At 35.4% G+C, this 7,411-nt stretch carries 5 protein-coding genes; 3 read left to right on the top strand and 2 right to left on the bottom strand.

What is annotated here, in order from left to right; all coding sequences use genetic code 11:
- Nucleotides 1-304: 304 nt before the first annotated feature.
- On the bottom strand, nucleotides 305-850 hold the full coding sequence (locus AABL81_RS09445) for a transposase (protein WP_341340890.1): 546 nt from the start codon (nucleotides 848-850) through the stop codon (nucleotides 305-307).
- A 141-nt stretch (nucleotides 851-991) separates the two neighbouring features.
- Entirely contained in the window at nucleotides 992-1,372 is a 381-nt protein-coding gene (locus AABL81_RS09440; protein ID WP_158210104.1) for an SPOR domain-containing protein, read from the bottom strand.
- A gap of 217 nt (nucleotides 1,373-1,589) precedes the next feature.
- Between AABL81_RS09440 and AABL81_RS09435 the strand changes: the two genes are divergently transcribed.
- From AABL81_RS09435 to nrfD, 3 genes are read left to right on the top strand one after another with little or no spacing between them, the layout of a single operon-like run.
- The gene (locus AABL81_RS09435; protein ID WP_341340889.1) at nucleotides 1,590-2,873 is read left to right on the top strand and encodes a cytochrome c3 family protein; all 1,284 of its coding nucleotides are present in this window, start codon (nucleotides 1,590-1,592) and stop codon (nucleotides 2,871-2,873) included.
- Nucleotides 2,874-2,910: 37 nt separating this feature from the next.
- Nucleotides 2,911-5,961: a TAT-variant-translocated molybdopterin oxidoreductase gene (locus tag AABL81_RS09430; protein WP_341340888.1), complete on the top strand. Its 3,051-nt coding sequence runs from the start codon at nucleotides 2,911-2,913 to the stop codon at nucleotides 5,959-5,961.
- 39 nt (nucleotides 5,962-6,000) lie between these two features.
- Complete coding sequence (gene nrfD / locus AABL81_RS09425; RefSeq protein WP_090405542.1) at nucleotides 6,001-7,410, top strand: NrfD/PsrC family molybdoenzyme membrane anchor subunit; 1,410 nt, start codon at nucleotides 6,001-6,003, stop codon at nucleotides 7,408-7,410.
- The last annotated feature ends 1 nt before the right edge of the window (nucleotide 7,411 follow it).

The following is a 7,411-nucleotide window of genomic DNA, read 5'->3' as shown; positions in this document are numbered from 1 at the left end:
GAATCTGTTGTGTATGCTTTTCGTTTGCGCTGCCTAATCAACATTTTTTGACTATCTAATAAATCAAATAAATAATCTCTGCCTATGCTTATCTTATGTGTAGCTAAGCGTTCTTGGAGCATATACTGAAGTTTTCGAGTACCTACCTTAGGAAGGCTGGTTCTGATTTTCAATACTTCTTGTAAGATGATATCATCTTTTATTGATTGCCGCTCATATTTATTAATTGACTGATAATAAGCACTTCGTGTTTTCCCAAACAGTTTACATATTTTGTCTATTCCCTTGGTAGGATATAAGAGTTTTACTTCTTCAACTGCTTGGAACCAGACTTTTTTCTAATATCAATATCCAATTTTTTTTCTGCTACATCAATCAAAGTATTTAATGCTACTATCTTAAATTGTGCTTCAGCTAAAGCCTTTTTTAAAGCTTTTACTTCTAAAGATTCTAAATTAGTTATTTTTTCTTCCATAAGAATTGGAATGTTAATTTCTTTACAAAGATCTTTGTTTTTATTGTAATTAACTAATAACCAATTTGTTATTGTACTTTTACTTTCGATTCCATACGCTATACAAGCTTCTTTTATAGTCATTTTGTGTTCTGTAATACTATGAACTACTTGACGTTTTAAGCTTTCTGAATAAATTTTATTCCTGCGTGTTTGATGAAACTCTATACTTCCATATTTCTTGATCCAACGACTCACCGTTGGTTGCCTTAAATCATACTTGAGAGTAACTGAACTTTGGGTAGCTCCATTTTCTATTTCTTGAATTACTTTTTCAATAAATTTCAAGTGATAACGATCTGTCTTTTTTTGTCTTGTTTGATTACTATTTTCCATTTTTAACTGTTTTAAAACTGTACAGTTATTTCAGGACGGGTCAATTATTTTAAGATTTGGGAATAAGATGGGAGTGATGGAAAATGAAAAAGGCGACAAACATACGTTTGTCGCCTTTTTTATGAAAAATGTAGTTATTACTTATTTACCAGGGTAGATAAGTAAAGCGTTGTCAAATTCTTTTTGAATTATTTTCAAGTTTCTCTCCGCGTCCAATCTTGTTTTATAATTTCCGACTAAAACTTTGTATGAAGGGTTAGTGTAAATTATTGTTGCATTAGTTGAAGGGAAGCTTCTTTTGAATCTTGAAATAGCGGCATTTGCATCAGAATTTTTTCCGTAAAAAATCTGGATTTTGTATTTGTCATTGACAATCGTAGAAGTATTAACCTGTTTTTTCTTGTTAACTAATTCTTTTATAGCCGCAGGCTCATTTATTACTGTATTTTTACTTTGAGCACTAATTGTGTTATTAGTAATTAGTATAAGAGTTAAGGCGATAAATATTCTTAAAATTCTCATAATGAATAGTGATTTGGACAAAATTACAAATATTCTTGAAAATGCCCTTGTTTTTATCTATTTAGAACGTGTATAAATTATGTATTAACGACTGTAAAGGTTTTAAGAGTAAGTCATAAATTGTATTTTTGTCGGAGTTTGTAAATAAGGTGTATAAGATAGCGGTCTAATTGGCTGTTAAATAAGACCAAGTTTAGTTGAAAATCATTTTATAACTATGAAAAAAGTGGGTAACCATAATTCGTTTTCAAAGATTTTATTCTTTTGTTTAGCGTTAATGCTATCGTTTACTACAATTTCGTTTGCTCAAGATGCAGCAAAAGGTAAGGAATTGTTTAATTCTAACTGTGCAGCTTGTCACAAGTTAGATGGAAATGCTACTGGTCCAGCTCTTAGAGGAGTAGTTGAGCGTCACGATGGTGACGTTGAATGGCTTCACAAGTGGATTAAAAGTAGTTCGTCTCTTATTAAGTCAGGAGATGCAACGGCTGTAAAGCTTTTTAATGACTGGAATAAGATTGTCATGAACGACTTCCCAGGTTTATCTGATGGGGATGTTGATGACATTTTAGCTTATACGTCAGAGCAAAAAGCAGAGCCTAAAGCTGCTGTAGCTGGTGCTGCTGCAGGACAACAAGGAGGAGGGAACAGTGATAATGTTTCTAACGTTGTTGTTTTAGGTGCTTTAGTTGTTGTGTTGATGCTATTAGTAACAATGTTGTTCTTCGTTAAGAAGGTATTAAACAAGGTTGTTGAAGCTAATGGATTGACTGAAGAAGTACGCCAAACAGTTCCATTGTGTAAAGCATTCGTTAAGAATCAATTCTTAGTAATTGTTTCTACTATTGTTTTTGTATTAATAGGTTCATGGTTCGCTTATGGATTTATGATGCAGATTGGTGTTGATAAAGGGTATGAGCCAGTACAGCCTATCCATTTCTCACACAAAATTCACGCTGGTGATAATGGTATTGATTGTAAATACTGTCACTCTTCAGCGAGATCAAGTAAAACATCAGGAATTCCATCTTTGAATGTTTGTATGAACTGTCATAAAAACATTAATGAATTTACAGGAGATGAAGGTGTAGATTACGGTAAGTATACACCAGAATTTTACTCAGGTGAAATTCAAAAATTGTATGACGCAGTAGGTTGGGATGCTTCAGCTCAGAAATATACTGGAAAAGAAAAACCAGTTAAATGGGTTAGAATTCACAATTTACCTGACTTTGTATACTATAACCACTCTCAACACGTGAATGTTGCAGGTTTAGAATGTCAAACTTGTCACGGTCCAGTTGAAGAAATGGAAATTATGAGACAACACTCTCCATTAACTATGGGATGGTGTATCGACTGTCACAGAAAAACTGACGTTAAGTTAGCTGACAACGAGTATTACGCTAAAATTCACAAAGAATTATCTGAGAAATACGGAGTTGAGAAATTGACAGTAGCTCAAATGGGTGGATTAGAGTGTGGTAAATGTCACTATTAATAATTATTTAAGAATAAGAAGCTAATATATATATACAATGGCATCAAACAAAAAATACTGGAAAAGTGTTGAGGAGCTGAATGAAAATAGTTCTATTGTTGAGACGCTAAGAAACAATGAATTTGTTGACGAAATTCCTACTAACGAATTTCTTGGAGACAAAGAAACATTGTCTTCTTCATCTACAACTCGTCGAGACTTTTTGAAATATGTAGGTTTCTCTACGGCTGCAGCAACATTAGCAGCTTGTGAAGGACCTGTTGTAAAATCTATTCCGTATGTAGTTCAGCCAGAAGAAATCATTCCTGGTGTTGCAGATTATTATGCAACGACTGTAGCAGACGGATTTGACTTTGTGAACGTTTTGATCAAAACAAGAGAAGGACGTCCTATTAAAGTTGAAAATAACAAACTTGCTAATGCATACTCAGGAGCTAACGCTCGTGTAAATGCATCAGTTTTATCAATGTATGATAGCTTACGTTTGAAGCAACCAAAAATCGAAGGGAAGAATGCTTCTTGGGACGAGGTTGATTTAAAAGTAAAAGCAAGTTTACAAGATGCTAAATCAAGTGGAGGAAACGTTGTGTTGTTAACAAATACAATGGCAAGTCCATCAACTGATAAATTAATTGCAGAGTTTATCGCTGCTAACCCAACTGCTAAACACGTTGTTTATGATGCTGTTTCTTCTTCTGCTGCTGCAGATGCTTATGAAAAAGCTTATGGAACTCGTGGATTAGCTGATTACGATTTCGCTAATGCTGATGTAATTGTTTCTGTTGGTGCAGATTTCTTAGGAGATTGGCAAGGTGGAGGTTACGATGCAGCTTACGCTAATAATCGTATTCCTAAAAACGGAAAAATGTCTAAGCATATCCAAATGGAGGCAAATATGTCTTTAGCTGGAGCTAATGCTGACGTTAGAATTCCATTAACTGTAACTGAGCAAAAAGCTGCTTTAGTTAAGTTATACAATGAAATCGTTGGTGGTTCAGTTTCAGGTAGTGCTACTGCTTATGATGCTGAAATCGCTAAAGCTGCTAAGCAACTTAAAGCTGCTGGTACAAGAGGAGTTGTTGTAACTGGTCTTGATGATGTTGATGCTCAATTAGTAGCGTTAGCAATCAACGAGAAATTACAATCAGAAGCTTTCTTACCAGAGCAAACAAAATACGTTAGACAAGGTGACGCTGCTAAAGTTGCTCAACTTGTTAAAGATATGAATGCTGGTAATGTTCACACATTAATTATGTCAGGAGTAAACCCTGTTTACACAATGGCTGATAGCGCTGCATTCGTAGCTGGATTAGGTAAAGTAAAAACTTCAGTTGCTTTCTCTTTAAAAGAAGACGAAACTGCTTTAGTTACTACTATCGCTGCTGCTGCACCTCATTACTTAGAGTCTTGGGGAGATGTAATGATCAAAAAAGGTCATTATTCAGTTATGCAACCTACAATCCGTCCTTTATTTGAAACAAGACAGTTCCAAGACGCTTTATTATTGTGGAGTGGAAACAACGAAGCTTACTACGATTATGTAAAAGCTGTTGGTAAATCTGTAGTTTCTGATAAAACATGGAACCAATTAGTTCACGATGGTTTTGCTGTTGTTGGTACTAATGGTAAAATTTCATCTAACATCGAGTTTTCATCTGCTGCTGCTAATTTAGCTAAAGCTAAGAAAGCTGGAGATTTCGAATTAGTGTTATACACTAAAACAGGAATGGGAGATGGACAACAAGCTAATAACCCTTGGTTACAAGAGTTCCCAGATCCAATTACACGTGTATCTTGGGATAACTACGTAACTATTGCAAGAGTTGACGCTGAAGAATTAGGTATCAAAAATTACCACGTTGCAAACGGAGGTTTAAATGGTAGCTATGTTACTTTAGAAGTTAACGGTGTTAAGCTTGAAAACGTTCCTGCTTTAATCCAACCAGGACAAGCGCCTAAAACTGTAGGTTTAGCTTTTGGATATGGTAAAAAAGCAGCATTAAAAGAAGAAATGCAAGTTGGTGTAAATGCATACCAATTATATGCTAACTTTAATAATGTACAAAATGTAACAATTGCTAAGGCAAGTGGAGATCACGAGTTTGCTTGTGTTCAGTTACAAAATACATTAATGAGTAGAGGAGATATCGTTAAAGATACAACTTTAGAGATCTTCAATACTAAGAATGCAGAAGAGTGGAATATCCTTCCTCAAGTATCTTATGACCACCAAGAAGTAAATGCATCAAGCATTGACATTTGGGAATCATTTGATAGATCAGTAGGACACCACTTTAATTTATCGATTGACTTGAATGCTTGTACTGGTTGTGGTGCTTGTGTAATTTCTTGTCATGCAGAAAACAACGTACCTGTAGTTGGTAAATCTGAAGTTAGAAGAAGTAGAGATATGCACTGGTTGCGTATTGACAGATACTATTCATCTGAAGATACATTTGCTGGAGATGTTGAGTTGAAAGAAAATACACAAGGATTTGGAGAATACCGTGAGGCATTCCAAAGCTTGGAGCACCCAGCTGATAATCCACAAGTAGCTTTCCAACCAATTATGTGTCAGCACTGTAACCACGCTCCTTGTGAGACTGTATGTCCAGTAGCTGCTACATCACACGGTCGTCAAGGTCAAAACCATATGGCATATAACCGTTGTGTTGGTACGAGATACTGTGCTAATAACTGTCCTTACAAAGTAAGACGTTTCAACTGGTTCTTATACGCTCAAAATAGTGAGTTTGATTACCACATGAATGACGATTTAGGACGTATGGTTTTAAACCCAGACGTAGTAGTTCGTTCAAGAGGGGTAATGGAGAAATGTTCAATGTGTATTCAAATGACACAAGCAACTGTATTAAAAGCTAAGAATGAAGGTAGAGCAGTTCGTGCAAACGAATTTGAAACTGCGTGTTCAGCAGCTTGTTCAAGCGGAGCTATGGTATTTGGAGACGTGAACGATAAAGAATCAGAAATTACTAAATTAGCTGAGTCTGATAGATCTTACCACTTGTTAGAGCACATTGGTACTAAACCAAATGTTTTCTACCACGTAAAAGTTAGAAATATCTAAGTTAAAAGAATTATTAATTAAAGAAACATATAAAGGATTATGTCGTCACATTACGAAGCACCCATTAGAAAACCTTTAGTTATTGGTGAAAAATCATATCACGATATAACTGTAGATGTGGCTAGACCTGTAGAAGGAAGAGCTAATAAATTATGGTGGACAGTGTTCTCTATAGCTTTAGTAGCTTTTTTATGGGGTGTAGGTTCAATGGCTTACACTGTTGGTACAGGTATTGGTACTTGGGGATTAAATAAAACTGTAGGTTGGGCATGGGATATTACCAACTTCGTTTGGTGGGTAGGTATCGGTCACGCTGGTACACTTATCTCAGCCGTATTATTATTATTCAGACAAAAATGGAGAATGGCTATTAACCGTTCTGCAGAGGCAATGACAATTTTCTCTGTAGTTCAGGCTGGTTTATTCCCTATCATTCACATGGGACGTCCATGGTTAGCTTACTGGGTATTACCTATTCCAAACCAATTTGGTTCATTATGGGTAAACTTTAACTCACCATTATTATGGGACGTTTTCGCGATTTCTACGTATTTATCAGTATCATTAGTTTTCTGGTGGACTGGTTTACTTCCTGACTTCGCTATGTTACGTGATAGAGCAATTACGCCATTCACAAAAAGAGTATATTCAATTTTATCATTTGGTTGGTCAGGTAGAGCAAAAGACTGGCAACGTTTCGAAGAGGTATCTTTAGTATTAGCTGGTTTAGCTACTCCATTGGTACTTTCTGTACACACGATTGTATCTTTTGACTTTGCTACTTCAGTTATCCCTGGATGGCACACTACAATCTTACCTCCTTACTTCGTAGCTGGAGCTATTTTCTCTGGATTCGCAATGGTAAACACATTGTTAATCATTATGAGAAAAGTTTCTAACTTAGAAGCTTACATTACAGTTCAACACATCGAGTTGATGAACATTATTGTAATGATTACAGGATCTATCGTAGGTGTTGCTTATATTACAGAGTTATGGGTAGCTTGGTATTCAGGAGTAGAGTATGAACAATACGCATTCTTAAACCGTGCTACAGGACCTTACTGGTGGTCATATTGGTTAATGATGACTTGTAACGTAATTTCTCCACAGGTTATGTGGTTCAAGAAAATTAGAACGAACATTATGTTCTCATTCATTATCTCGATTATTGTAAATATCGGTATGTGGTTTGAGCGTTTCGTAATTATCGTTACATCATTACATAGAGATTACTTACCATCTTCATGGACAATGTTCCAACCTACTTTCGTAGATGCTGGTATTTATATTGGAACTATTGGTTTCTTCTTTGTATTGTTCTTATTGTATTCAAGAAGTTTCCCTGTAATTGCACAGGCGGAGGTGAAAACTATCTTAAAATCTTCTGGTGAATATTACAAGAAAGCAAGAGACTCTAAAGAGAATCATCAATCTTTAAATCATTAAT

This window comes from Myroides sp. C1519 (assembly GCF_038039755.1).
Lineage (GTDB): Bacteria > Bacteroidota > Bacteroidia > Flavobacteriales > Flavobacteriaceae > Flavobacterium > Flavobacterium phaeum_A.
This window is presented reverse-complemented; position numbering and strand designations above follow the sequence as displayed.